A 25,635-nucleotide genomic window follows, 5' to 3' on the forward strand; every position below is an offset into this window, starting at 1 on the left:
CCCATGAAACAGAAACTTGTCGTGATCGGTGCCGGGATGGCGTCGGGCCGCGTGCTTGAACATCTGACCGAGACCGCGCCAGATGTGTTCGACATCACGCTTTTCAACGCCGAACCGCGCGGAAACTACAACCGCATCATGCTCAGCCCGGTTCTGTCGGGCGAGAAGACCTATGAGGACATCGTCACCCATGACGGCGACTGGTACGCGCAACGGGGCATCGCCTGCCGCTTTGGCGAGCATGTGGTGAAGATCGACCGCGAGATGAAGGTGGTCGAGGGCGAAAACGGTCATGTGCCCTATGACAAGCTGCTGATCGCCACCGGCTCGGCCCCGTTCATCATTCCGGTTCCGGGCAAGGACCTGCCCGGCGTCATCTCCTATCGCGATCTGGACGACACCAACGCGATGATCGACGCGGCCGCCAAGGGTGGCAACGCGGTGGTGATCGGCGGCGGGCTTCTGGGGCTCGAGGCCGCGGCGGGGCTGGCCGAGCGCGGCATGACCGTCACCGTGGTGCACCTGATGGGCCATCTGATGGAACGGCAGCTGGACGAGGCCGCCGGATACCTGCTGCGCAAGGATCTGGAACGCCGCGGCATCACCGTGCGGACTCAGGCCTCGACCAAGGCCATTCTGGGCGAAGGGCGTGCCGAGGCGGTGCTGCTGGAAAGCGGCGAAATGCTGCCAGCCGATCTGGTGGTGATGGCCGTCGGCATCCGCCCCGAAACCCGGCTGGCCACCGATGCCGGGCTGGACGTGGCCCGTGGGATCGAGGTGAACGCACAGATGCAGAGCTCGGACCCGGATGTGCTGGCCGTGGGCGAATGCGTCGAATTCGACGGCCACCTGTTCGGCCTGGTGGCGCCGCTTTACGATCAGGCCAAGGTCGTGGCCAATACCCTTCTGGGCCAGCCGGACGCCTTCGTGGTCAAGGAACTGGCCACCAAGCTGAAGGTCACCGGCTGCGACCTGTTCAGCGCCGGAGACTTCGCCGAGGGCGAGGGACGCGAGGACATCGTGTTCCGCGACCCGGCGCGCGGGGTCTACAAGCGGCTGGTGATCGAAGATGACCGCCTGATCGGCGCGGTCATGTATGGCGACACCGCCGATGGCAGCTGGTTCTTCGGCCTTATCAAGGACGGCACCGACATCGACGAGATGCGTGACACGCTGATCTTCGGCCCGGCCTATCAGGGGGGCGACACCGCGGACCCTCTGTCAGCCGTTGCAGCATTGCCGCCTGAGGCGGAGATCTGCGGCTGCAACGGCGTATGCAAGGGCACCATCGTCGAGGCGATCGCCGCCGGGGCCACCGATCTGGCCGCCGTGCGCGCCAGCACCAAGGCCAGCGCATCCTGCGGGACGTGCACGGGTCTGGTCGAACAGGTCCTGCAGGTCACGCTTGGCGATGAGTTCCAGATGCCGGCGGCGCAACCGATCTGCGGGTGCACCGACCTGACCCACGAGGACGTGCGCCGCCTGATCAAGGCGCAAGAGTTGAAAAGCCAGGCCGCCGTCTGGCAGGAGCTGGGCTGGGAAACGCCCAATGGCTGCCATGTCTGCCGGCCGGCGATCAACTATTATCTGCTGGCCGACTGGCCGCTGGAATACCGTGACGACCCGCAAAGCCGGTTCGTCAACGAACGCAAACACGCCAACATCCAGAAGGACGGCACCTTCAGCGTCGTGCCCCGCATGTGGGGCGGCATCACCAACCCGGCCGAGCTGCGCGCCATCGCCGACGCGGCCGAGAAATATGACGTGCCCACCGTCAAGGTCACCGGCGGTCAGCGCATCGACCTGCTGGGCGTCAAGGGCGAGGACCTGCCCGCCATCTGGGCCGACCTGAACAAGGCCGGCCTGGTCTCGGGGCACGCTTATTCCAAGGGTCTGCGCACGGTCAAAACCTGTGTCGGCACCGATCACTGCCGCTTCGGAACCCAGGACAGCACCGGCCTTGGCATCAAGCTGGAACAGATCCTGTGGGGCTCGTGGACACCGCACAAGCTCAAGCTGGCGGTCTCGGGTTGCCCGCGCAACTGTGCCGAGGCGACCTGCAAGGATATCGGCGTGGTCTGCGTGGACTCGGGCTATCAGATCGGTATCGGCGGGGCGGCCGGGATGGACGTCAAGGAAACCGAGCTGCTGTGCCAGGTCCCGACCGAGGACGAGGCGATCGAGGTTGTGATGGCCGTCACCCAGGCCTATCGCGAGGGCGGCAAGTATCTGGACCGGTTGTACAAATGGCTGGCCAAGGTCGGCATGGACTGGGTCAGGGCCAATGTGGTCGACGACCTCGAAAACCGCCGGGCATTGGTCGAGCGGTTCGAACTGTCGCAGAGCATCTATCGCAAGGACCCCTGGGCCGAGCATGTCCGCGACAAGGCGCCGAGCTATGCCCCGATTGCAGATTTCACCCTGGAGGCCGCGGAATGAGCTGGATCGACATCGGACATATCGACGACGTGCCGCTGCGTGGCGCGCGTCTGGTGAAAACCCGTCTTGGCTGCATCGCCATCTTCCGCACGGCCGAGGCGGAACTGTTCGCGGCCAGCAATGCCTGCCCCCACAAGGGCGGCCCGCTGTCCGAAGGCATCGTGCATGGCCAGTCGGTGACCTGTCCGTTGCACAATTGGGTGTTCGACCTGAATACCGGCGAGGCCCAAGGCGCGGATGAAGGCCGGATCACCACCTATCCAGTTCGGCTGGAGGCCGGGCGCATCCTGCTGGACGCCCGCGCCGTCACCGAGCGGAGCGCCGCGTGATGGACGGCTCGAACCTGCCCGAGGTGCGATCCACCTGCGCCTATTGCGGCGTGGGCTGCGGCGTGCTGCTGCGCCCGGACGGGGCGGGAGGTCTGACCGTGCGGGGCGACCCGGACCACCCGGCGAATTTCGGACGGTTGTGTTCCAAGGGCACAGCTTTGGGAGAAACGGTCGGGCTGGAGCACCGCCTGCTGACCCCGTGCGCCTTTGGCCGGGACGTGGGCTGGGACGAGGCGCTGCAACTGGTGGCCGACCGGTTCCGCGAAACGATCGCGGCGCATGGTCCCGACAGCGTGGCCTTCTATGTCTCGGGGCAGTTGCTGACCGAGGATTACTACGTGGCCAACAAGCTGATGAAGGGCTTCATCGGATCGGCCAATATCGACACCAATTCGCGGCTGTGCATGGCCTCGACCGTGGCCGGGCACAAGCGGGCCTTTGGCACCGACACCGTGCCGGGCACCTACGAGGATCTGGACCAGGCCGATCTGGTGGTGCTGGTAGGGTCGAACCTGGCGTGGTGCCACCCGGTTCTTTATCAGCGGGTTCTGGCGGCCCGGCAGGCGCGCGGGACCCGGATCGTGGTGATCGACCCACGGCGCACCGCCAGCTGCGATCAGGCCGATCTGCATCTGGCGCTGAATCCGGGCAGCGACGTGGCGCTGTTCAACGGGCTGCTGACCGAGATTCATCGGCTAGGGGCCGTAGACCCGGGCTTTGTCAAGCAAACCTCGGGTCTGGAAGCCGCTCTGGAAACGGCCGGAAACGACCAGATCTCGGAAACCGGCCTGCCTGCCGAAAAACTCGCCGCATTTTTCGATCTATGGATCAATACCCCCCGCGTCGTGACGGTCTTCAGCCAGGGAGTGAACCAGTCTTCCAGCGGGACCGACAAAGTCAACGCCATTCTGAACTGCCATCTGGCCACCGGTCGGATCGGGCGGCCGGGAATGGGCCCGTTCTCGGTCACCGGCCAACCCAACGCGATGGGTGGGCGCGAAGTGGGTGGTCTGGCCAACACGCTGGCTTGCCATCTGGACATCGAAAACGCCGATCATCGGGCCGCGGTTCAGGCGTTTTGGCAATCCCCTTCAATACCGCAGTCTCCGGGGCTGAAGGCCGTGGACATGTTCCGCGCGGTCGAAGATGGGCAGATCAAGGCCCTTTGGATCATCCACACCAACCCGGCGGCAACCATGCCCGAAGTTGACAGGGTCAGCCGCGCAATCGCCGCCTGCCCGTTCACGGTCGTCAGTGACCTGACGTTGCACACCGATACGGCACGTCTGGCCGACGTCGTGCTGCCTGCCGCCGGGTGGGCCGAAAAGAACGGAACGGTCACGAATTCCGACCGAACCATCAGCCGGCAACGCGCCGTTCTGCGGCCACCGGGCCAAGCGCGTCCGGATTGGGACATCCTGGCCGAAGTTGGCCGCCGCATGGGATGGAAAACCGCGTTCGACTACGCTTCACCGGCCGAGATACTCCGTGAATACGCCGCCATGTCCCAAATCGCCGCGCGGTTCGGGAAAGACTTCGACATTTCGGGCTTCTCCGAAATTGACGAGGAAGGCTATGCCGAACTGGAACCCACCCGCTGGCCATTGGGTCGCAGGCGTGCAGGTGGGAGATTTTTTGGTGACGGACACTTCTTTCACTCCGACAGGAAGGCCCGGATCGTTCCCGTTGCCCATCGACCTCCGGCAGCCCTACCCGGACAGCAATATCCCTTTGTGATGAACACCGGACGCACACGGGATCAATGGCACACCATGACCCGGACCGGTCTTTCAGCCCGCCTGTCCGCCCATCTTGCCGAGCCGTTTGTGGACATTCATCCCCAGGACGCCGCCCGCGAGGGGATATCCAGCGCAGACCTTGTCGAGGTCACCAGTCCCGCTGGGCGTGGCATTTTTCGCGCGCGCATCACCCAAGATGTTCGCATCGGTCACGTCTTTGCTCCCATCCATTGGACTGCGGAAACGGCCCCTTCGGGCCGGGTGGACATGCTGGTTCCCGGCACCACTGATCCGTTTTCCGGACAACCCGAAAGCAAGGCCACACCCGTTTCGATCTCGGTCATGCAGGCGGCGTGGTACGCCTTTGCCGTCTCCAGGAGACCCCTGAAACCCTCGGTCGCCTACCGCGCGACGGTCCGAACGGACAACGGTTACAGGACAGAGCTGGCTGATCATGCCCGGATACAGGATTGGGAACAAACCGCCCGCGAATGGTTTGCGCTGGCGGATGCGGACGCGGTCACGGCAGGTGATCCGGCCCGCGGGTCATTTCGCATTGCGTTGTCGCAGAACGGATGCCTGCAAGGGGCACTGTTCGTGTCGCCGCGCGCCCTGCCCCTGATGCGGGACTATCTTGCGACGATGCCTGACATATCACCCGCACAGGTTCTGACCGGCCGCGCACCCGCAGATGCCAAGGACACCGGACCGATCATCTGCGCCTGTTTTGGCGTCGGGTTGAAGACGATCGTCGACGCGATCTCGTGCGGGAAAGCGATCAGTGTCGACGCTATCGGCGCGGCGTTGAACGCCGGAACAAATTGCGGGTCTTGCCGGCCTGAATTGGGGGCCCTGATCGACCGGTATGCCCCGGATGCCGCCGACAACCTGAGCCGACAATTGCAGGGAGACGTCGCCTAACCCGGTCGCATTTCTGTTGACAGGTGATCCCGCGATGGGCAGCATTTTTCCATCGGATCGACAACCAGAGTGATCAAGCCGTGATTGACTGCGCCAAAGATACCCAAGGCCGCCGGGCAACCGGTTGCGACCTCGTCGTCTGACGAGAGGCGGATCTTTTTCGCAGTCTCTGGATGCTGAACCAACAGCCCGGAACGATCTGAAACTTCTGCCCATGGCTTCGTTTTATGCACAATCACGCTGGGCTTCGGCTGGCCGTCGATATTGGCGGCACATTTACCGATACCGTTCTGATGGACGGGCAATCCAATATCCTCGCAACGACGAAAACTCCGACGACACCGGACAACCCAACCGTCGGTGCCGTGACTGGTGCAAAGCGCGTTCTGGATGACGCCAACGCCAGTTTCTCGCAGGTTTCCGGGTTCATTCACGGCACCACGCTGGCCACCAATGCCCTGATCGAGCGGCGCGGTGCCCCGGTTGCGACAATAACCACCGACAGGTTTCGGGACATACTCGAGATTGGGTATGAACGTCGCTACAGCCAGTATGACATCAATCTGGTCAAGCCCAACCTGCTGGTCCCACGCGCTCGTGCCTTCACGATCGGCGGGCGAATGGATGCACGTGGTGACGAACTGACACCGCTGGATGTCGCCGGTATGAGCGATCTGGTGCGCCGGATTGAGGATAGCGACGCCCAGTCCGTGGCGGTATGCCTGATGCATTCCTATGCCAACCCAAAGCACGAGCTCGCCCTGCGGGACCAGTTGCTCAAGGCGCTCCCCGACCTGGCCATCTCGCTCTCGCACGAAGTCAGCCCCGAGGCGCGCGAATTTGACCGCCTGTGCACCACCATCGCCAACGCCTATATCCAGCCCCAGATGGCCGGGTATCTGGCCGAGTTCCAATCCCGCTTCGCCGCAGAGGGGCTGACCTGTCCCATTCTCATGATGACGGCCGGCGGTGGCATGACAACCCTGGAAACGGCCGCCCGCCTGCCAATCCGGTTGGTCGAATCCGGCCCGGCCGGCGGGGCCATCCTTGCCGCACGGATCGCGGCTGAAACCGGTGCGCGCGCCGTAACCAGCTTTGACATGGGGGGGACGACGGCCAAGCTGTGCCTGATTGATGCTTTCCGCCCGCAGACCGCGCGCAGGTTCGAAATCGCAAGGGCCGCGCGCTTCATCAAGGGCTCGGGCATGCCGGTGCGCATCCCCGTGATCGAGATGATCGAAATCGGCGCAGGCGGCGGCTCGATTGCCAGGGTCGATCGGCTGGGTCGCCTGCAGGTTGGCCCCGAAAGTGCCGGCGCACAGCCAGGCCCTGCCGCCTTCGGCAATGGCGGCAGGGCGGCGACCGTGACAGACGCCGATGTGGTGCAGGGCCTGATAGAACCCGGCCGGTTTGCCGAAGGCCGACTGACGATTGACACGGCAGCCGCCGAACAGGCCATCACCGTGGAAATCGGGAGCGCGCTGGACCTGGCACCGGACCTGGCCGCACGTGGTCTCAGCGAAATCGTCGACGAAAGCATGGCCGCCGCAGGTCGGATGCACGCGGTCGAGTCCGGAAAAGAGTTGGCAACCCGAGTGATGATCGCCTTCGGCGGCAATGGGCCATTACACGCAACGCGAGTAGCCCGGCGGTGTCAGGTCGACCAAATCGTGATCCCGAAGGACCCGGGCGTAGGGTCAGCGGTCGGATTTCTGTATGCGCCGGTCGCCTTCGAAATCGTCCGGTCGCGCTATGCCACGCTGGACCAGCCGGATCTCGACGGCCTCAACGCCTTTTTTGACAAAATGACAGCCGAGGCGCTGGCCGTGGTCCGTGCCGGTGCACCTGAAGCCGAATTGTCGATCCGAAAACAGGCCTTCATGCGGTACCACGGCCAGGGTCATGAGATCGAGATCGCGCTTCCGGATCGGGCACTTGGGCCTGCAGACATCGAAACCCTGCGCCGGGATTTCGAATCCGAGTACAGCCGGTTGTTCCGCCGCGCGGTACCGGGAATGTCGATCGAGATTCTCAACTGGTCCGTCGAGGTGTCGTCACCCGCCCCTGCCCTCAGCCGGGTTCCTGACGCAGCCCACCAGCGCACGGTGCGCCCGTACTGCCATCGACGCATTCTGTGTGATGTCAGCGGGCATTGGTGCGACGCCGGTATCTACGATCGATCCGGGCTTGAACCCGGCGATAGCTTGCGCGGACCGGCGCTGATTACCGAGCCTCAAACCACCACATTCGTCAGCGCGGATTTTCAGGCCAGCGTCGATGGCGGCGGCAATCTCTGGCTCAACCGGATACAGGAGGACGCCGAATGAACACGACGAATACCCGTCTGCAGGTCATGTGGAACCGGCTGTTAGCGGTGGTCGAAGAACAGGGCCAGGCGCTGATCCGCGCCGCCTTTTCTCCGATCGTTCGTGAATGCGGCGACATATCCGCCGGCATTTTTGATGTACGCGGCCGTATGCTGGCCCAGGCCGTTACCGGAACGCCGGGCCACATCAACACGATGGCCGAAGCGGTTAAGACCCTGTGCGGGCGATACTCCAGCTCCGAAATGAAGCCGGGCGATATTTTTCTGACCAATGATCCTTGGATCGCATCCGGCCATTTGAACGATTTCCTGCTGATGATGCCGGTTTTTCATCGTGGCAACGTGGTTGGGTTTTCGGCCTGCACCTCGCATCTGGTCGACCTCGGCGGTTTGGGCATGGGTCCCGAAGGCTCGGATATCTTTGATGAGGGGCTTCAAATCCCGCCGTGCAAACTGGTCGACCAAGGTCAGTTGAACGCGCTGCTGATGGATATCGTCAAAGCCAACTCGCGCGAGCCCATCGCCAATGAGGGCGACATCTACGCATTGATCGCGTGCTGCGAAACAGGCGCAGCGCGCCTAGCCGACATGATGGTCGAGTTTGGCATCGATACTCTGGACAGTCTGGCCGACTACATCATCGAAACCTCGCGCCGCGGCACGATCGAGGCCATTTCGGCGCTTCCGAAGGGCACGTGGCACAATGTGCTGACCGTCGATGGGTACGAGTGCGAGATTGATTTGCACGCGGCCCTGACCATCACGGACGACCGGGTTCTGGTCGACTTTTCGGGCACGTCGGGCCTGTCGCGCAAAGGCATCAACGTCCCGCTCAACTATGCAACGGCTTACACGGTATTTGCCCTGCGCTGCATCATCGGCCCAGACATCCCCAACAACGCAGGCTCTTTGGCGCCATTCCACGTGACGGGACCGGCGGATTGCATTCTGAATGCGCAGCCACCCGCTCCGGTGGCCATGCGTCATACCTTGGGACAGATGACCCCGGATCTGGTCTATGGCTGCCTGTCGCAGGCTCTACCGGACGCCGTGCCGGCCGAAGGTGCATCGTGCATGTACGACCTGCCTCTGCGCCACGCACCCGAGGCGGTTTCCCGCGGTGGCACGCAGTTTGCTCTGGAATTGGTGTTCAGCGGCGGAACCGGCGCAAGGCCAAGCCTGGATGGCCTGTCGGCGACGGCCTTCCCCTCGGGTGTTTGGGGCAGCCAGGTCGAGACAACCGAGGCTGTCGCGCCTGTCCTGATCACGCGTCGCGAATTGCGCCAGGACAGCGGTGGCCCCGGTCGCCTCCGCGGCGGATTGGGGCAGGACATCGAAATACGCTCCTCCACCGGCGAGGATTTTATGCTGTTCCTTTCGGTCGAACGCATCGCAAACCCAGCCAAGGGACGGCACGGCGGACTGGCGGGCGCGCCCGGTCGCATCCGTCTCGGCCCCGACGGCCCGGACTTGCCAGGCAAGGGCGAGGTGCGAATTGGCGGCGGCGAAACGCTGATCTTCCAAACTCCGGGCGGCGGCGGATTTGGGCCACCCGATGAAAGGTCACCCGTGGCTGTTCGACAGGATGTGCGGGACGAGCTTGTGAGCGCCCGGGCCGCGCAGCATGTCCATGGGGTAAAGCCATGATCCGTCCCGTTTCCCATGTCGCTGCCATGTCACCCTATGCGTTGGCTCAGCTGGATCCGCCGGCAGGACAGCGCCTTGTTTCGCTGTCGCAGAACGAAAGCCTGCGCCCGCCAAGTCCCTTGGTCGGACAGGCCGTCGCAGAGGCGGCCGCAAACGGGCACCTCTACCCGGAACCGGACTGGACGGCATTGCGTGCGCGACTGGCCGAGCTTCATGATCTGCCCGAGCAAGGTCTGTTGTGCGGGAACGGGTCGATGGAGCTGATTGCGGGTCTGGCGCTGGCCTTTGCCGGACCAGACGCCGCCGTTCTTGCCCCTGCGAACGCATACCCGTTTTTTCGTACCGTGGCGCAGTTGGCTCGCGCCCGTTTCGACACCGCCGCCGAGGTGGACGGATGCGTATCCGTCGACGCGCTTCTGGCGGCCGTGCAACCGGATACCAAGGTGGTGTTTGTGGCCAATCCCGGCAACCCGACAAGCACCCGTATCTCCCGCCGCGATCTGGTGCGGCTTCGGGAAGGGTTGCGGGACAACACCCTGCTTGTGATCGACGAGGCCTATGGCGAGTTCGCCGATGATCTGAACGAGCCGATGTTCGACCTTGTCGCGCGGGGGGACACAGTCGTTCTTCGAACTCTGTCCAAGGCCTACGGGATGGCCGGGTTTCGCGTGGGTTGGGGCCTGTTCCCACCGCAGATCGCCGTCCAGATACGCAAGGTGATGAACCCAAACAATGTGTCGGTGTGCGGACAGGCGGCTGCCTTGGCCGCACTGAACGATCAGGACTACATGCACGAAACATGTGCACTCACGGTCGAGCTGCGCGACCGGTTCGCCGATCGCCTTCGGTCTGCCGGGTTCGACGTTCCCAAAAGCCATACGAACTTTCTTCTGATCCGCTTTGCGGACCAATCCACCGCGACCAGAGCCCACAAAGCTCTGCGGGAAAAAGGCATTTTCCTGAGACCTCAATCCGGCGCGGGACTTGCCAATTGCCTACGTGCCACCATCGGTCAGACTGCAGACCTCGAACTCATGGCCGCGGTTCTGGAACGTTGGGCCGAGGAGTTTCAGCCATGACGCAGAGAAATTTCCACCCATCTAGGGGCCGGTCCCGTTTCGGTATTCTCGTGCCGTTCACGAACACCAATCTCGAACCCGACATGACGATGCTGCGGCCCGAGGGCGTTTCACTGCACTTTGCCCGGATGGGTGGCTATGATCAGGAAGAAATACCCGATGCTGCCCAAATGCACGGTCTTGGCGCCGCCGATCTGGATGAGCCGCTCAGGCTTTTGCTCGGTGTCCGGCCGGATGTCATTCTTTATGGGTGTACCTCGGCAACGCTGACCCATGGCCCGACCTTCGACCGCGAACTTGCCGACCGTATCAAGACCAGCAGCGGGGCGCAGACCGTTACGGCCGCGGGCGCCTTGGTGCATGCGCTGCATACGCTGGAGGCGACACGCATCGGCTTTGCCTCTCCCTATGTCGCAGACATCAATGACTTGGCAATCCGGTTCCTGGCCGAGACTGGCATTTCAACCGTGTCGCGGTCCGAAGTGACAGGCCAGCTGGACAATTACGGCCAAGGCGCCCTGACCCCGCAGGCGGTGTTTGACCTGGGTTTGGCCGCAGACTGCCCCGAGGCCGAGGTGTTGGTTTTGTCCTGTACGGACATGCGCAGCGTGGAAATCATCGACCGGCTTGAGAAAGCTGTTGGCAAGCCCGTTGTCACTTCAAATCAGGCGATGGCATTCCAGGCAATGCAGATGGCCGGGATCACCACGCCGCCGTCCGGATTTGGCCGGCTGATGCTGAACCTGCATCGCTGAAGTCTTAGCGCCAGAATAAGCAGTCGTTTCAGCCGAGACTTTTTGGGGTGTTCAAATCTTAAATGCCCTCAATACCTTGGATTGCTCGTGCTGGAAATACCCGTTGCGGTCACACAGGTCGTTCAAATCGGATTGCAGTTCCTTGGCCTCTTTCGTTCTGCCTTCCTGCGCCAGAACCTGCACTTCGGCCGACAGCAGCCAGGCGACGAAGGCCTCCATCTCCATGTCCCGCGCCAGTTCGAGACCTCGGTTCAGGACCAGTCGGGCATCCGGAAGCTCACCCAACACCGACTGCACCCGAGCCAGAGGAGCCGCTGCGAAACAGCACAGAACATCGATTCCAGCATCGTCCGACACGCGCAAGGCGCGGCGCAACGCAAAGGTGGCGTCAGCCGGTTCGTTTCGCTGCCAGCACCAGATCCCCCGCGCGATCAGCGCAAAACTCAGGTCATAGGCCTTGCCGGTTTCTTCGGCGATCGACAGCACCTCGCGGATACCGGCATCCGCCTCGTCAAACCGATGCATCATGCTGTTGGCGTTGGCACGGGTCGCAAGCCCGAGCACCGAAATCGACCCGGTGGTGCCCGCTTCGGCCACACGGAACACCGTCTGGAACAGATCCGCATGTTGATCAATCGCCGCCCGTGCGGCCGCGAAGTTGCCGTGAAACCACGCAGCCTGGGCCAGTGCAAAGGCCGCGTTTGCCTGCAGGCGCGGATCTTCGGCGTCGGTTGCGGTCCGCAGCGCGCGCTCAGACACCTCCATTGCTTGCCGCACATCCGCCAAGATCGTCAGCATGATCGCCTGGTCGACCTGAAACGCAACGCGCGCGGATGTGTCCCCCAACGCGTCGGACAAGGCTTCCGCCTCGCGTGAAATGGTCAGGATACGGTTGAAGTTGCCGCTGGCCACCAGCGAAACGCGCAGACCGCGCCGGGCGCGTAGCCCGAGGTCAACAGCCACCTGGGTGCCGGTCCGCTTTTGAACTTGGTCGATGCACCGCAGGGCGTTTTCGAAATATGAGACGGCGGCCTCAAACGAAAACAGCTTGATCGACATCTCGCCGCACCGCGTATAAGCTTCGGCGGCCTCCAGCCATAACTCGCCCTTGTCCGCGTGACGGGCGATGGACTGTGCCACGTCCAGATCGTCGGATGTGCCGCGGCTCAGCAGAGTTTCATGGATCGCACGGTGCAGCCTTGCGCGGCGCTGGCGTGGAATACTGCGATACCCGACCTTCTGCACCAACGCATGACTGAACCGCAGCTGCTGGCCGTCCTGAGATTCCGGCAGCTCAAGAAAACCGCGCTCAACCAAGGTCGAAATCTGGGTTTTGGCGTCGAAGCCCAGCCGTTGAAGCGTGTCGGCCAGAACGCCCCAGGTCCACTGCAACCCGCCGACGGCAACCAGCTGTAGAGCTTTGCGGTCCTCGCTTTGCAGGGCATCAATCCGGGATGCGATCAACGGTTGAACCCGGGCGGGGATCTCGATGTCGCCCAGGCTGTCCATCGCTCCGTCCTTGAACCCGGCTTGCGACATGCGGTCCCGCATGTGGTGGGCAAATTCTTCAACGAAAAGCGGTGTGCGGCCGCTCATGGCTTCGATGAATGAGCCCAACTGTCCATCGATGTCGCTCTGGCCCAGCAAGCGCGTGATCAGGTCCTTGCAGGCCGCCTCGCCCAACGGGGCGACCGGAACGACCTTGAGCAAACCCATCGGGTCGTTCGTGAACAGGTTCGCGTTGCGCGATGTGAGGAGGATCAGAACATTCGTTCCCCTCACCTGACCCAGCAGGTTGTCGATGACGTCCAGAGTCCCCTGGTCGGCCCAATGCAAATCCTCGAACAACAGAAGCAGTGGCTTGTCCTGTTTCATCGACAGAACCAGCCGCGACAGCATCTGGTTCAATTGCCTCCGTCGGCGAGACGGGTCCACAGCCGAAAGCGCCGGTTCCGTTTGGAAACGGCTGAAAAGCGAATACAGGGCCGATCGGGTATGCGCATCCAGGAACTTGGTTCCGCCCAGAACCTCGGACAGCTTTTGGTCCAGTTCGGCATCGGATTTGGTGTCCGACAATCCCAACCGGGCATTGATCACACGGGTGATCGGCAGATACGCAGCTTCCTGATCCAACGAAAAGCAGTTGAATTCCAGAACCTGGTGCGCGCCGAGGGGCCAGTTCTCGACCAGCTCATGCAGAAGCCGGGATTTGCCGACGCCGGCCGCCCCCAGCAACAGAACCGAGTTGCCCTTGCCGTCACGCGCCTGATTCCACGCCGCAACAAGCTCGGCCAGTTCCCTTTCGCGTCCGACAAATGGCGAACGTTCGCGACGCGCCCGCGCCATCCAGCGCGACACCTGTTCTTTGCGGCCGGTGATTTCGAATAGCTTGATCGGACCCGCACCCCCGTCCAGCTCGAGATCGCCCACATGGGTATGGTTGAACAGATCACCGGCATTCTCCAAAACCTGACCGGAAACCGTGACCACGTTCTTTCTGGCGGCGGCCTCGATCTTGCTGGCGATGTTCATGACCGGTCCTAGAAAGGCCTGCTCTTCCCCGAGGGTGTGTTGCAACTGGCCCACCAGCAATTCGCCGGAATGAACGCCAACCCGCACATCCAACTGCCGATCGTCCAGCTTGCCGATGCGGTCGATGATCCGCTGGGCGCTGGCTATTGCCTTGACCGCGTGATCCTCGTCCGCGTTCGGTGAACCAAAAACCGCGAGCGCGCCATCGCCCGTGAACAACGTGGTTGCGCCAAACTTTTCGCAGATCGACATGATCAGTTCGATGGCAGGGCCCAGATGGCTGACGGCGTCTTCGGGATCCAAACTGCCGATCATCATGGTCGAACGAACAATGTCGGCGAACAGAACCGTGCACATTCTGCGCTCGGTCGGTTCGATCTGGACCTGTTTCCTCATGTTCAAGCGCCCCCCGACTGCCCGAGTTCAGTATGTCGCTGATCAAGGCCTTTTTCCAGACACCACACAAGGGTGGCGCGGACCATCCACGGCATTGATATTGAGTAAAAAAACTATTAACAATTGGCCTTGTATTGCGAAAGGAACAATTATGAGTGACCACCATACTCGGGGTTTGACCCTGGAAGATGTTCAGCAGATCATTGGCCGCGGCATCCTTGACGAGGCCTTTCGAAAAGAATTCATCGACAACCCCGAAGGCGTAGTAAACCGCTTGGGAATTTCGCTCGATCAGGATGGCGAGGCGCGCAAGCTGTTGGCCGCGATTGGGAACGTCTTTTCCGGTGAATCCGACCTGAAGTCGGCGATGCAAGACATCAAGAATGCCTACGAAGATACGTCCGACGGTGTGATCCGGCCCCGCTGCGCGTAACTTCGCATGAGCGAAAGCGCGGCCGTCTACAGTCACGACCAAGGCGCAGCCCTGCATCAGCTGTGTCTGGTGTCCATGCCGTTTTCTTCTCTGCAACATCCCGGGCTTGGGATATCTCTTCTCGCGCAGCTGGCGCGGGACAACGGCTTTGCGACGACCGAGAAGTACTTCAGCTTCGACTATGCCGAGGCGATCGGCCTCGATGAGTATTTCATGCTGTCTGATGGCCGCTGCTATCAGGCGCTGCTGGGTGAATGGATATTCAGCGATCTGATCTATCCGCGCAGCGATCTGGACGCGATGGACTACCTGACCACGGTGCTTGGTGACTATGTTTCCGGAGTCGAGTGGCTGGCGTTCATGCAAAACGCCATCGCAGCCCGAAAGCAAGCCGGAGCGTTTGTCGAACGTTGCGCCGATGCGGTGATGGAACAGAACCCGACCGTGATCGGGATTACGTCTTCGTTCCAACAGGTCATGGCCTCGATCGCACTGGCCCGGGCCGTGCGGAAACGGTCAGCCGACGTGATCATCGTCATGGGCGGCGCCAACTGCGAGGGGCCGCTCGGGCGCGCGCTTTTGAAGGCGCATCCTGAATTGGACGCGGTCTGCATTGGCGAAGGCGACCATGCCTTTCCCGAGTTTCTGAAAGCTCTGAAGCCCAGCAGACCCTTGCCTGTGGTCGAGGGGTTTCTGAACCGAAGCCAATTGGACAACCCGCTGGAGGATTCTCGACCGCGCCTGACCACGGATCTGGACACGCTGCCCATCCCGGACTTCAACGCCTTCTTTGATCAATTTCAAAACACTGCGGGACTATCAGAGCGCCTTGTGCCATCTGCTACGATCGAAACATCGCGTGGCTGCTGGTGGGGAGCGAAACACCATTGCACTTTCTGCGGGCTGAACGGCCAATCGATGACCTATCGGAGCAAGTCAGCCGAGCGGGCTTATGCCGAATTCTGTACGCTTGCCGATCTCTATGGCCCAGATCTTGTCGTGGTCGACAACATTCTGGATCACCGCTACCTCAAGACCCTGATCCCAAAGCTTGCACAGGACACCAGACCATTCCTGATGCATTACGAGGTCAAATCGAACCTCTCGCCGACCGTGATCGCCCGTCTGGCCGACGCAGGCGTTAGAAAGATCCAACCGGGGATCGAGACCTTCGATACTCCGACCCTTGCGCATATGAGGAAAGGGGTCAGCGGAATTCAGAACATCCAGACGCTGAAGCTGTGTGCCGAGGCCGGAGTTTTTGTCGAGTGGTGTTTCCTCTACGGGTTTCCCGGAGAAAGCCCCGAGGCCTTCGAACGGATGGCAAAACTCATTCCGCTGCTGCATCACCTGCAACCACCCGGCTCGATTGGGCCCGTGCGAGCGGACCGGTTCAGCCCGTATTTTGAACACCCCGAAGCATTTGGGGTCGAAGTCGAACCAGCGAAGCCGTATTCATTCATATTCGACCTGCCGCCCGAAGAAGTCTGGAATTTCGCCTACCATTTCGACATCGTCGACAACGGTCCAAGCCCGCCAGCGCAGCGCGCGGCGTCGACGTTGGATGCTCTTTCCGCATGGCAAAGCGAGGCCGGTACGTCAGCCCTCTACGTCGAGGGCGACGCGGTGATCGACCGGCGAGCGTCAGGACAACGCGTTGTTCACCAATTGGACGAGGCGGCTCGGGCCATCCTTGACCTGAGCCCCGTGATCATCGGCAGGGCGCTTCTTGGTGATCAGATATCCGACTTATGCGGGGTGGACGCTTTTGAAGCCGCGATGGACCGCCTTGAGAAGCTTGGGCTGATTTATGTCGAGGACAAATCCGTGCTGTCCCTGGCCCTCAGATCGCCAGGCTTCCAGCGGGCGCCGACCTGGTCCGAGATCCGCAATGAGCCAGAACGTGCTTTCGCCGCTCAATTTCCAGCAACATTCACAAGTGCACAGGTAGCGGGACCACAACCCGCGGAATGAGATCGGACCCGGAGGCTATGAATTCCCCGGATCCTACCAATACTTAAAGAGCGACCCTGAACAATCCGGTCAGGTTTTCCTCGGTCAACTCGATTGGGTTGCCACCGCACGAGGGGTCGATGATCGCACCCTTGACCAGCTCCGGGATTGCATCTTCGGTCACGCCCAGATCAGACAGCTTGCGCGGGATACCCAGCGAGTCGTTGAACTCCTGCACGAAGGCCCGGAACCCGTCGAACCCGCCCGAAATGCCCAGATAGGCTGAGGCTGCTTCGAACCGGTCGGCGATCACAGGCGCGTTGAACTCCAGTACCGCAGGCATGCAGACCGCGTTGGTGGTGCCGTGATGGGTGTTGAACACCGCGCCGATCGGGTGGCTCATGGCGTGGATCGCGCCTAGCCCCTTCTGGAAAGCCGTTGCACCCATGGCGGCCGCGCTCATCATCTGGGCGCGGGCCTCGATGTCGGTACCATCGGCATAGGCGCGAGGCAGGTACTCCTTGACCAGCCGCATCCCCTCCAGCGCGATGCCCTGGCTCATCGGGTGGTAATGGGGGCTGGAATAGGCCTCAACGCAATGCGCAAAGGCATCCAGCCCGGTCCCGGCGGTGATGAATTTCGGCATGCCCACGGTCAGTTCAGGGTCGCAGATCACCACGGTCGGCAGCACCTTGGGGTGGAAGATGATCTTCTTGGCATGGGTTTCCGAATTGGTGATGACGCTGGCGCGGCCGACTTCCGAGCCGGTGCCGGCCGTCGTCGGCACCGCGATGATCGGTGCGATCGCGTCGGCATCCGCGCGGGTCCACCAATCGCCAATGTCCTCGAAATCCCAGACCGGCCGCGTCTGACCGGCCATGAAAGCGACCATCTTGCCCAAATCCAGCCCCGAACCACCGCCAAACGCGATCACACCGTCATGTTCCCCCGCCTTGTAGGCGGCCACACCGGCCTCCAGGTTCTTTTCGTTCGGGTTGGGATCGACCTCGCTGAACAGGCCCCGGCCAAGCCCTACGGCCTCAAGAATGTCCAGCGTCGCAGCGGTGATCGGAAGATCGGCCAGGCCGCGGTCGGTCACCAGCAGCGGGCGTTTGATCCCAGCCGCCGCGCAGGCCGCGGGCAGTTCCTTGATGCGGCCCGCGCCGAATTTGATCGTGGTCGGATAGGACCAGTTTCCAACAAGACTCATGTCAGTTTTCCTTGTGTCTAAGGCCTGCCCCGGCGAGGGGGTCGGTCCGGGGCAGGCAAATCGTCCTCAGCCCGTCACCTTCTTCAGGTGGTAGGATTTGGGACGTGTCAGGTTGTGATATCCGATGATCGAAAGGCCGCCGCCGCGGCCGGTATTCTTGCACCCGGTCCAGCACAGACCCGGGTCCAGATAGTCGGCACGGTTCATGAACACGGTTCCGGTCTCGATCCGGTCGCCGATGCGTTCGGCCCGCGCCACGTCGCGTGTCCACAGCGAGGCGGTCAGGCCGAACTCGCTGTCATTCATCAGGGCGATGGCCTCGTCATCCGAGGACACCTTCATGATCCCCACGACCGGGCCAAAGCTTTCGTCGCGCATCACGCGCATGTCGTGCGTGACGTTGGTCAGGATCTGCGGCGTCAGATAGGCGCCGCCGTCATCTCCGGCAAAGGTCTCGATATGCGCCACTGCACCGGCGGCCACGGCCTCGGCGATCTGGGCGCGCACCTCGTCGGCAAAACGCACGTTGGCCATCGGCCCCAGCGTCGTCTCCGGATCCAGCGGGTTGCCCAGCTTGTAGCCCCTGACGATCTCGACCGCCTTGGCGACGAAATCGTCATACAGGCTTTCATGCACATAGATCCGCTCGATCCCGCAGCAGCACTGGCCCGAGTTGAACATGGCCCCGTCGATCAGCGTGTCGACCGCCGCGTCCAGATCGGCGTCCTCCATGACATAGCCCGGGTCCTTGCCCCCCAACTCGGTGCTGACGGGGGTAAAGGTACCGGCCGCCGCCCGCTCCATCGCCTGCCCTCCAGCGACCGAGCCGGTGAAATTCACGAAATCGAACGCCTTGCCGGCAATCAGATCGTTGGTCACGTCGTGGCTCAAGAACAGGTTCTGGAACACGTCCTCGGGCACGCCGGCCGAGTGGAAGGCACGCGCCATCCGCTCGCCCACCAACAAGGTCTGCGTGGCATGTTTCAACACAATCGTATTACCCGCGATCAAGGCCGGCGCCACTGTGTTGATCGCCGTCATGTACGGATAATTCCAGGGCGCCACGACGAACACCACACCATGCGGCACGCGCTTGATGTAGCGCTTGAACGTCTCGTCCTCGCCCACGGCAATATCGGCCAACGCATCGCGCGCGATGCCCGCCATATAGGTCGCGCGTTCGTTGAAACCGCCGAACTCGCCGCCGTAGCGCACCGGCCGGCCCATCATATGGGCCAGTTCCGGCACGATCTCGTCATTCATCGCACCCACGGCCGCGACGCCGGCCATCACCATATCGATCCGCTCTTGCAGGGGCCGCGCCGCCCAATCCGCCTGCGCCGCCCGCGCCCGACCCGCAGCGGCGAATGCCGCGTCACGATCCAGGGTGTCCCGCTCGGCAAACACCGATCCGTCGATCGGCGAGATACATTTCAACACCTGACCCATTGGTCACTCCATCCTCAAGAAAAGCAGGCCCGCTGCTTCATCTGGCCAAAAATATCCCGGGGAGCGTGAGGGGCTGGCCCCTCACATCCACCCTCTACGCCCGCTCGAACCCGCGGGCAATCTCCCAATCGGTCACCACGCGCTCGAATTCCTCGATCTCGACCTCGGCGGCACGTACATAGTGATCCACCACGTCATCGCCCATGGCCGCCCGCAGCATGGTCGAGCCATGCAATGCATTCCGCGCCGCGCGCAGGTTGCCCGGAATCATGCCCGTATCCCCCTGATAGACATCGCCCTTGGTCGGCGGCTGCAGCTCCAGCCCCTCCTCGATGCCCGCAATCCCTGCGGCCAGCATGCCCGCGATGGCCAGATAGGGGTTCATGTCCGAACCCGGAATCCGGCATTCCACCCGCACCGCCTTGGTGCCATCGCCACACAGCCGGAACCCCGCGGTGCGGTTGTCCACCGACCAGATGATGCGCGTCGGCGCGAATGTGCCCTTCATGAACCGCTTGTAGCTGTTGATGTAGGGTGCCATGAAACAGGTATAGTCGGGCGCGTATTTCAGCAGGCCCGCCATGTAGTTTTTCATCAGGTCCGACATGCCCAGCGGATCGGCCTTGTCAAAAAACGCCGGTTGCCCGTCCGTCCACAGCGACTGATGCACATGCGACGAACTCCCGACCCGGTCATGATGCCATTTCGGCAGGAAGGTCGCAGCATGGCCGTGCTGCCACGCGATCTCCTTGACCGCGTTCTTGGCGATCGAGTGATACTCGGCGGTCTGCATGGCCGGGGCGTATTTGATGTTCAGTTCTTCCTGTCCGGCCTCGGCCTCGCCCTTGGAATTTTCGACCGGAATGCCCGCATCCCACAGGTGATTGCGGATCGGCCGCATCACATGCTCTTCTTTGGTGGTCTGCAGGATGTGGTAATCCTCGTTGTAGCCCGAGATCGGTTCCAGATCGCGGAAACCCTCCTTGCGGATCTGATCAAAGCTCTTCTCGAACAGGAAAAACTCCAGCTCGGTCGCGCACATCGCCTCATAGCCCATGGCCTTCAGGCGATTGACCTGCTTCTTCAGAATGGCGCGCGGAGAATGCGGGACCTCCTCATGCGTGTGGTGATCCAGCACGTCGCACATCACCATCACCGTGCCCTCCAGCCACGGCACCGGGCGCAGAGTGCTGAGGTCGGGCTTCATGACATAGTCGCCATAGCCGCGCTCCCAGCTGGTCGAGGCATAGCCGTCCGGCGTCGCCATCTCGAGATCGGTGGCCAGCAGGTAGTTGCAGCAATGGGTTTCTTCCCAGGCCCCTGCCACGAAATGACCGGCGTGGAATCGTTTGCCCATCAAGCGGCCCTGCATGTCCACCATGCAGACCAGAACCGTATCGACCGAGCCTTCGGCAACCTGGGTCTTGAGCGTGTCGAAGTTGAGCATGAGCCACCTATTTCTGCGCCGGCGCCACCTGCCGGACTGACGTTTTCGACGGCCTGCCCCCGGTATGAGGGCAGGCCGGTTTCACCTTAGCCGTACCGGTAGGGACGGCCAGCCTTTTGCATGTCGGCATTGTACTTCTTGATGATCTCTACAACCTTGGCCTTGGTCTCGGACTCGGCTGCAATCTCATCCCAGAAGGCCACTGCGGCGGCTTCGACCTGCGCCCATTCTTCATCGGGGATGGAGGTCAGCTTCATCTTGTCGCCATTGACACGCAGCGATGCCTCGCCGCCCCAATACCACCACTGGCGGTAGTAATGCGACTGGTCGGTGCAGACGCGGAACAGGGTCTGCAGATCTTCGGGCAGTTCGTTCCAGCGGTCCATGTTGGCAAAGAACGACCCGGCCCAGGCGCCCGAAATGTTGTTGGTCAGGAAGTAGTTGGTCACATCCGCCCAGCCGACGGTGTAGTCCTCGGTGATGCCCGACCACGCGATGCCGTCCAGCTCGCCGGTCTGCACGGCGACCTCGATGTCCTCCCACGGCAAGGTCACCGGGACCACGCCGAACTGCGACAGGAACCGGCCCGCCGTCGGGAAGGTGAAGACCCGCTTGCCCTGAAGGTCCGCCAAGCTATTGATCGGGTCTTTGGTGGCGAAATGGCACGGGTCCCACGCACCGGCCGAGATGTGCTTGACGCCCACCTTGGAATATTCCTCGTCCCAGATCTCGTTCAGGCCGTACTGGTTGAACAGGACGGGAACATCCAGCGAATAGCGCGACGCAAACGGGAAATAGCCGCCGAACACGGTCACCTCGGTGGGCGAGGCCATCGAGTCGTCATCCGACTGCACCGCGTCGATCGTGCCGCGCTGCATGGCGCGGAACAGCTCGCCCGTGGGCACCAGCTGGTCGGCATAGAACAGCTCGATCTGCATCCGGTCGCCGGCGATCTGGTTGAACATCTTGATGGCCGGGTCGATCACATGCTCAGCCAATGCCGGGCCGGCATAGGTCTGCATGCGCCAGCGGATCGTGGATTGCGCCAGCGCCGGGGTGGCCAGCGCGGCTGCCGGGGCCGCGGCGGCCCCTTTCAGGAATGTGCGTCTGTTCGTCATCTTCTCTCTCCGTTGTCGGTTTCGATGGGCGAGAGACCAACCTCTCGCATGTGCCCCGGTATGTCCGGGGTCATTTGTTGTAGATGTAGTCGGGCAGCCACAGCGCGATCTGCGGGAAGGTCATGATGATGGCCAGCGCCAGCGTCATCACCATCACGAAGGGCAGGATCGAGCCGTAGATGTCGCGCAGCGAAATCTCGGGCGGGGCCATGGCCCGCATCAGGAACAGGTTATAGCCGAAGGGCGGCGTCATGTACGCGATCTGCGTGGTGATCGTGTACAGCACACCGTACCAGATCAGGTCAAAGCCCAGTTCCCCCACCAACGGCACGTACAGCGGCGCCACGATCACCAGCATCGCGGTGTCGTCCAGGAAGGTTCCCATGACGATGAAACTCAGCTGCATCAGGATCAGGATCACCCAGGGGTTCAGGCCCAGCCGCTCGGTGAACAGCGTCTCGATCGCGCGCACGGCGCCCAGCCCGTCGAATACCGCACCAAAGGCCAGCGCGGCCAGGATGATCCACATGAACATGCAGGTGATGCCCAGGGTCGAGCGCACCGAGACCTCGAACACCTTGCGCGTCATCCGCCCTTTCAGCACGGCGGCGGCAAAAGCCGTCAGCGCACCGATGGCCGAGCTTTCGACCAGCGAGGTCCAGCCATTGACGAAGGGCACCATCATCGCCGCGAAAATCGCCAGCGGCAGCAGTCCCGCGCGCAGCAGCCGCAGTTTTTCCGCCATCGGCACGTCGCGCTCTTCCTTCGACAGTGCCGGGCCGAGTTCCGGGTTTATCCGGCACCGGATCACGATGTACAGGATGAACATCCCAGCCATCATCAAACCCGGCAGGATGCCCGCCAGCCACAGCTGCCCCACCGGCTGACGCGCGATCATCGCATAGAGAACCAGCACCACGGACGGCGGCACGAGAATGCCCAGCGATGACCCGGCCTGGATCACCCCGGTTACCATTTTCTTGTCATAGCCGCGCTTGAGCAGTTCGGGCAGCGCAATCGTGGCGCCGATCGCCATGCCTGCCACGCTCAGGCCATTCATCGCCGAAATCAGCACCATCAAGCCGATCGTGCCGATGGCCAGCCCGCCATTCAGTCCACCCATCCAGACATGAAACATCTTGTACAGGTCGTCAGCGATTTTGGACTCGGCCAGAACATATCCCATGAAGATGAACATCGGCAGCGTCAGCAGCGGGTACCATTTCATCAGCTTCATCGCGGCCGAAAACCCGATGTCATAGCCGCCGCGGTCGCCCCATAGCAGCAGCGCCGCCACCACGGCCACGAAACCGATGGCACCGAACACGCGCTGACCGGTCAGCAGCATCAGCATCATGGTCGAGAACATCAGGATGGCGATCAACTCATACGACATCAGATCACCTCGCGCGGGATGTCATCGCCCTTGAGGCGCAGAATATCTTTGAACAGTTCGGAAATGGCCTGCAGCAGCATCAGGATCAGCCCCACGACCATGATCACCTTGATCGGCCACAGATAGGGGCGCCACGCGGTCGGGCTGCGCTCGCCATATTGCAGGGAATAGCTGAGCGAGTCGAAGCCGCCATAGATCATCACGCCGAGGTAGAAGATCAGAAACAGAACGGTGATCGCATCGGTCCAGGCCCGCCGCCGGTGCGACCATTCGCTGTACAGCAGGTCCATCCGCACGTTCGAACCCATCTGGATCGAATACGGCCCACCCAGGATGTAATAGGCGACCATCGCAAACTGCGCGACTTCGAGCGTCCAGAGCGACGGAAGGAAAAAGGTCTTCGAGATCGACGACCACAGCAGGATGCCCATCATCACGAAGATGCCGTACATGACGACCCGCCCGATCCAGCGGTTCATGCGGTCAATGACCGCAATATATCCCCGCATGAAGCTCATACCTGCACCCCTGTCCTCATGTGTTCTGCCCTGCGTCGGAAAAGGTTTCGACCGTGGCGGCCAGTATTGGCGTCAATAGCCCCACGATCCGATTGACCCCGGTCGGCGTGTCGATCAGATCATTGCGGATCTCGATCATCACGTTGGGCAAGCCCCGCACGATACCGTGCTCGCGCAGGGTGTGCGTGACACCATCCTCTGGCGAATAGGGTTCGTTCAACGCCACTCTCAGCCCGCAATGCGCTGCATGGTTCAGCATGACCTGAGCCGCACGGTCATCAGAGTCATGCAAAATCCCCAGTTCGACCGCCCGGGTCTTGCCGTTGTAGATTGGTGTAAAACTGTGGATCGTAATCAGAACAGGCGGTTCTGGGCGGCGGTCCAGCGTTTGCGACAAGAGACCCCGGAACGGTTTATAAATGTCGCGAACTCGCTGGGCGCGCTGTTCCGCGGTCAGACCATGATTGCCTGGCACCGCGAACACCTCGCTGCGCGGCGGCATCGAGTCTTCCCGTTCGGGCGGACGATTGCAGTCATAGACCAGCCGACTGACCCGCGAGTGTACGAGAGGCGCATCCAGGGCGCCGGCCAGTTCAACTGCAACCTCCAGTGCCCCGATATCCCAGGCCGCGTGTGAACGGGCCGCCACGTCGTCCAACCCCAGCCCATCCAAAGCCGCAGGAATGAACCGGCTTGCGTGTTCGCACACCAGAACCGCGCGCGCCACGCCACGCGCGTTCAACACACGTGCGGCGGGCGCTTCCAGCGGGGACAACAGAGATGACTCGGTCTTGGACTGCATGCGTAGCATTTGTTACAGCGGCCTTGAGCCTGTCAAGAAAATTTCTGTAGACAAAATTACAATCGCTCATATCCTGTAGCAAATTGAATAATATGAGGGCACCGATGGCCTCTGTCGCCAAAACGGTCAAACAACGCATTCAGGACGAACTTGAAGGCCTGACCCGCTCGGAACGGCAGCTGGGATCGGTCCTGTTGCAGGATTATCCGATGGGTGGGCTACAATCGATCACCAAGCTGGCAGCGGCGGCACAAGTGTCCACCCCGACGGTCATTCGCATGGCGCGAAAACTGGGTTTCGATGGGTTTCCGGCGTTGCAGGAGGCGCTGCGCGAAGAAGTCGCGGCACAGATCCAAAAGCCGATCTCGAAACGCGACGCCTGGATCGTGGATGATGAAACCGAGCATCCGATCACGCGTTTTGCCCAGGCCGTCTGGACCAACATGCGCCACACGCTGGAGCGGTTGGACAAGTCGATGTTCGACTCAGTAGCCCAGTTGCTGGCCGATACCGAGCGCCATCTCTATGTCGTGGGCGGCCGCATCACCCGCTCGAACGCCGACTATCTGTTCAACCACATGCAGATCATCCGGCCCAACGTGACGATGCTGGGCAACTCGGCCAACGTATGGCCGCAATACCTGCTGGACATGGACGAAAGCTCGGTTCTGGTCATCTTCGACATCCGCCGATACGAAGCGCATCTGGAGAAGCTGGCGCAAGTTGCGTCCGATCGCGGGGTGACTGTCGTGCTGTTCACCGACCAATGGGGGTCGCCCATCGGCAAATCGGCCAACTATACCTTTCACGCTCTGGTCGAAGCTCCATCAAGCTGGGATTCAACGATCGCCCTTCAACTCATTTCGGAAACCCTGATCGCCGAGGTTCAGGAAGCGCGCTGGGAAGAAAGCAAAGAGCGTATAGAGGAGTTGGAGCGCTATTTCTCGACAACACGGATTTTCCGCAGCCACGAGGCGTGACGAATAAACCACCACCTTAGTCCGGAACTTGGCTAGAAATGCCGCATCGGCTTGGTCGCCATTGCGGACGTCATAGGAAAATCACTGAAAGAGGGTCAGGCTGCAATGCTAAGATTTGCCTACGACTGCGCAGGGGCACGGCACATTTTGACTCACGTTTTGTGTT

General features: G+C 61.9%; 18 protein-coding genes. 10 read left to right on the plus strand and 8 right to left on the minus strand.

Annotation, left to right across the window (positions count from 1 at the left end):
• Window positions 1–3 precede the first annotated feature (3 nt).
• The 7 genes from nirB to ACR0IR_RS16320 all read left to right on the plus strand — a co-directional run bounded on the left by nirB (window position 4) and on the right by ACR0IR_RS16320 (window position 11,235).
• Window positions 4–2,439 (plus strand): nitrite reductase large subunit NirB, encoded by a 2,436-nt coding sequence (gene nirB / locus ACR0IR_RS16290; RefSeq protein ID WP_170365872.1) that lies wholly within the window; start codon window positions 4–6, stop codon window positions 2,437–2,439.
• Window positions 2,436–2,768 carry a nitrite reductase small subunit NirD gene (gene nirD / locus ACR0IR_RS16295; RefSeq protein WP_170365874.1) on the plus strand — a complete coding sequence of 111 codons (333 nt, stop codon included), beginning with the start codon at window positions 2,436–2,438 and terminating at the stop codon, window positions 2,766–2,768. The genes nirB and nirD overlap by 4 nt, the downstream gene beginning before the upstream one ends.
• On the plus strand, window positions 2,768–5,428 hold the full coding sequence (locus tag ACR0IR_RS16300) for a nitrate reductase (protein ID WP_170365876.1): 2,661 nt from the start codon (window positions 2,768–2,770) through the stop codon (window positions 5,426–5,428). Before nirD ends, ACR0IR_RS16300 begins: the two co-directional genes overlap by 1 nt.
• A gap of 227 nt (window positions 5,429–5,655) precedes the next feature.
• Window positions 5,656–7,755 (plus strand): hydantoinase/oxoprolinase family protein, encoded by a 2,100-nt coding sequence (locus ACR0IR_RS16305; protein WP_170365878.1) that lies wholly within the window; start codon window positions 5,656–5,658, stop codon window positions 7,753–7,755.
• Window positions 7,752–9,401, plus strand: coding sequence for a hydantoinase B/oxoprolinase family protein (locus tag ACR0IR_RS16310; protein ID WP_170365880.1), 1,650 nt, complete (start codon window positions 7,752–7,754; stop codon window positions 9,399–9,401). The genes ACR0IR_RS16305 and ACR0IR_RS16310 overlap by 4 nt, the downstream gene beginning before the upstream one ends.
• Window positions 9,398–10,480: a pyridoxal phosphate-dependent aminotransferase gene (locus tag ACR0IR_RS16315; RefSeq protein WP_170365882.1), complete on the plus strand. Its 1,083-nt coding sequence runs from the start codon at window positions 9,398–9,400 to the stop codon at window positions 10,478–10,480. Before ACR0IR_RS16310 ends, ACR0IR_RS16315 begins: the two co-directional genes overlap by 4 nt.
• Window positions 10,477–11,235, plus strand: a complete 759-nt coding sequence (locus ACR0IR_RS16320) for a maleate cis-trans isomerase family protein (protein ID WP_170365884.1) — start codon at window positions 10,477–10,479, stop codon at window positions 11,233–11,235. The genes ACR0IR_RS16315 and ACR0IR_RS16320 overlap by 4 nt, the downstream gene beginning before the upstream one ends.
• Window positions 11,236–11,286: 51 nt before the next feature.
• On the opposite strand, the gene ACR0IR_RS16325 is transcribed toward ACR0IR_RS16320, so the two are convergent.
• Window positions 11,287–14,163, minus strand: coding sequence for an ATP-binding protein (locus tag ACR0IR_RS16325; protein WP_170365886.1), 2,877 nt, complete (start codon window positions 14,161–14,163; stop codon window positions 11,287–11,289).
• A 151-nt stretch (window positions 14,164–14,314) separates the two neighbouring features.
• Between ACR0IR_RS16325 and ACR0IR_RS16330 the strand changes: the two genes are divergently transcribed.
• Entirely contained in the window at window positions 14,315–14,596 is a 282-nt protein-coding gene (locus ACR0IR_RS16330) for an Os1348 family NHLP clan protein (protein WP_170341400.1), read from the plus strand.
• A gap of 6 nt (window positions 14,597–14,602) precedes the next feature.
• Window positions 14,603–16,570 carry a RiPP maturation radical SAM C-methyltransferase gene (locus tag ACR0IR_RS16335; protein ID WP_170365888.1) on the plus strand — a complete coding sequence of 656 codons (1,968 nt, stop codon included), beginning with the start codon at window positions 14,603–14,605 and terminating at the stop codon, window positions 16,568–16,570.
• Window positions 16,571–16,613: 43 nt separating this feature from the next.
• Here the strand turns inward: ACR0IR_RS16335 and ACR0IR_RS16340 are convergent, their stop codons facing one another.
• The 7 genes from ACR0IR_RS16340 to ACR0IR_RS16370 all read right to left on the minus strand — a co-directional run bounded on the left by ACR0IR_RS16340 (window position 16,614) and on the right by ACR0IR_RS16370 (window position 24,498).
• Window positions 16,614–17,759 (minus strand): iron-containing alcohol dehydrogenase, encoded by a 1,146-nt coding sequence (locus ACR0IR_RS16340; RefSeq protein ID WP_170365890.1) that lies wholly within the window; start codon window positions 17,757–17,759, stop codon window positions 16,614–16,616.
• 66 nt (window positions 17,760–17,825) lie between these two features.
• Window positions 17,826–19,208 carry an aldehyde dehydrogenase family protein gene (locus ACR0IR_RS16345; protein ID WP_170365892.1) on the minus strand — a complete coding sequence of 461 codons (1,383 nt, stop codon included), beginning with the start codon at window positions 19,206–19,208 and terminating at the stop codon, window positions 17,826–17,828.
• A gap of 94 nt (window positions 19,209–19,302) precedes the next feature.
• A complete protein-coding gene (locus ACR0IR_RS16350) occupies window positions 19,303–20,655 on the minus strand; it encodes a glutamine synthetase family protein (RefSeq protein WP_170341392.1) in 1,353 nt (450 codons plus the stop codon).
• 86 nt (window positions 20,656–20,741) lie between these two features.
• Window positions 20,742–21,773 (minus strand): TRAP transporter substrate-binding protein, encoded by a 1,032-nt coding sequence (locus ACR0IR_RS16355; protein ID WP_093963096.1) that lies wholly within the window; start codon window positions 21,771–21,773, stop codon window positions 20,742–20,744.
• A 70-nt stretch (window positions 21,774–21,843) separates the two neighbouring features.
• Entirely contained in the window at window positions 21,844–23,169 is a 1,326-nt protein-coding gene (locus ACR0IR_RS16360; RefSeq protein ID WP_170448192.1) for a TRAP transporter large permease, read from the minus strand.
• Window positions 23,169–23,687 (minus strand): TRAP transporter small permease subunit, encoded by a 519-nt coding sequence (locus ACR0IR_RS16365; protein WP_170365895.1) that lies wholly within the window; start codon window positions 23,685–23,687, stop codon window positions 23,169–23,171. Before ACR0IR_RS16365 ends, ACR0IR_RS16360 begins: the two co-directional genes overlap by 1 nt.
• A 16-nt stretch (window positions 23,688–23,703) precedes the next feature.
• On the minus strand, window positions 23,704–24,498 hold the full coding sequence (locus tag ACR0IR_RS16370) for an N-formylglutamate amidohydrolase (RefSeq protein ID WP_367647705.1): 795 nt from the start codon (window positions 24,496–24,498) through the stop codon (window positions 23,704–23,706).
• 95 nt (window positions 24,499–24,593) lie between these two features.
• Here ACR0IR_RS16370 and ACR0IR_RS16375 point away from each other — a divergent pair, with 95 nt between their 5' ends.
• Entirely contained in the window at window positions 24,594–25,469 is an 876-nt protein-coding gene (locus tag ACR0IR_RS16375; RefSeq protein ID WP_170365898.1) for a MurR/RpiR family transcriptional regulator, read from the plus strand.
• Window positions 25,470–25,635 lie beyond the last annotated feature (166 nt).

It is taken from the genome of Ruegeria sp. CF2, from assembly GCF_056537385.1.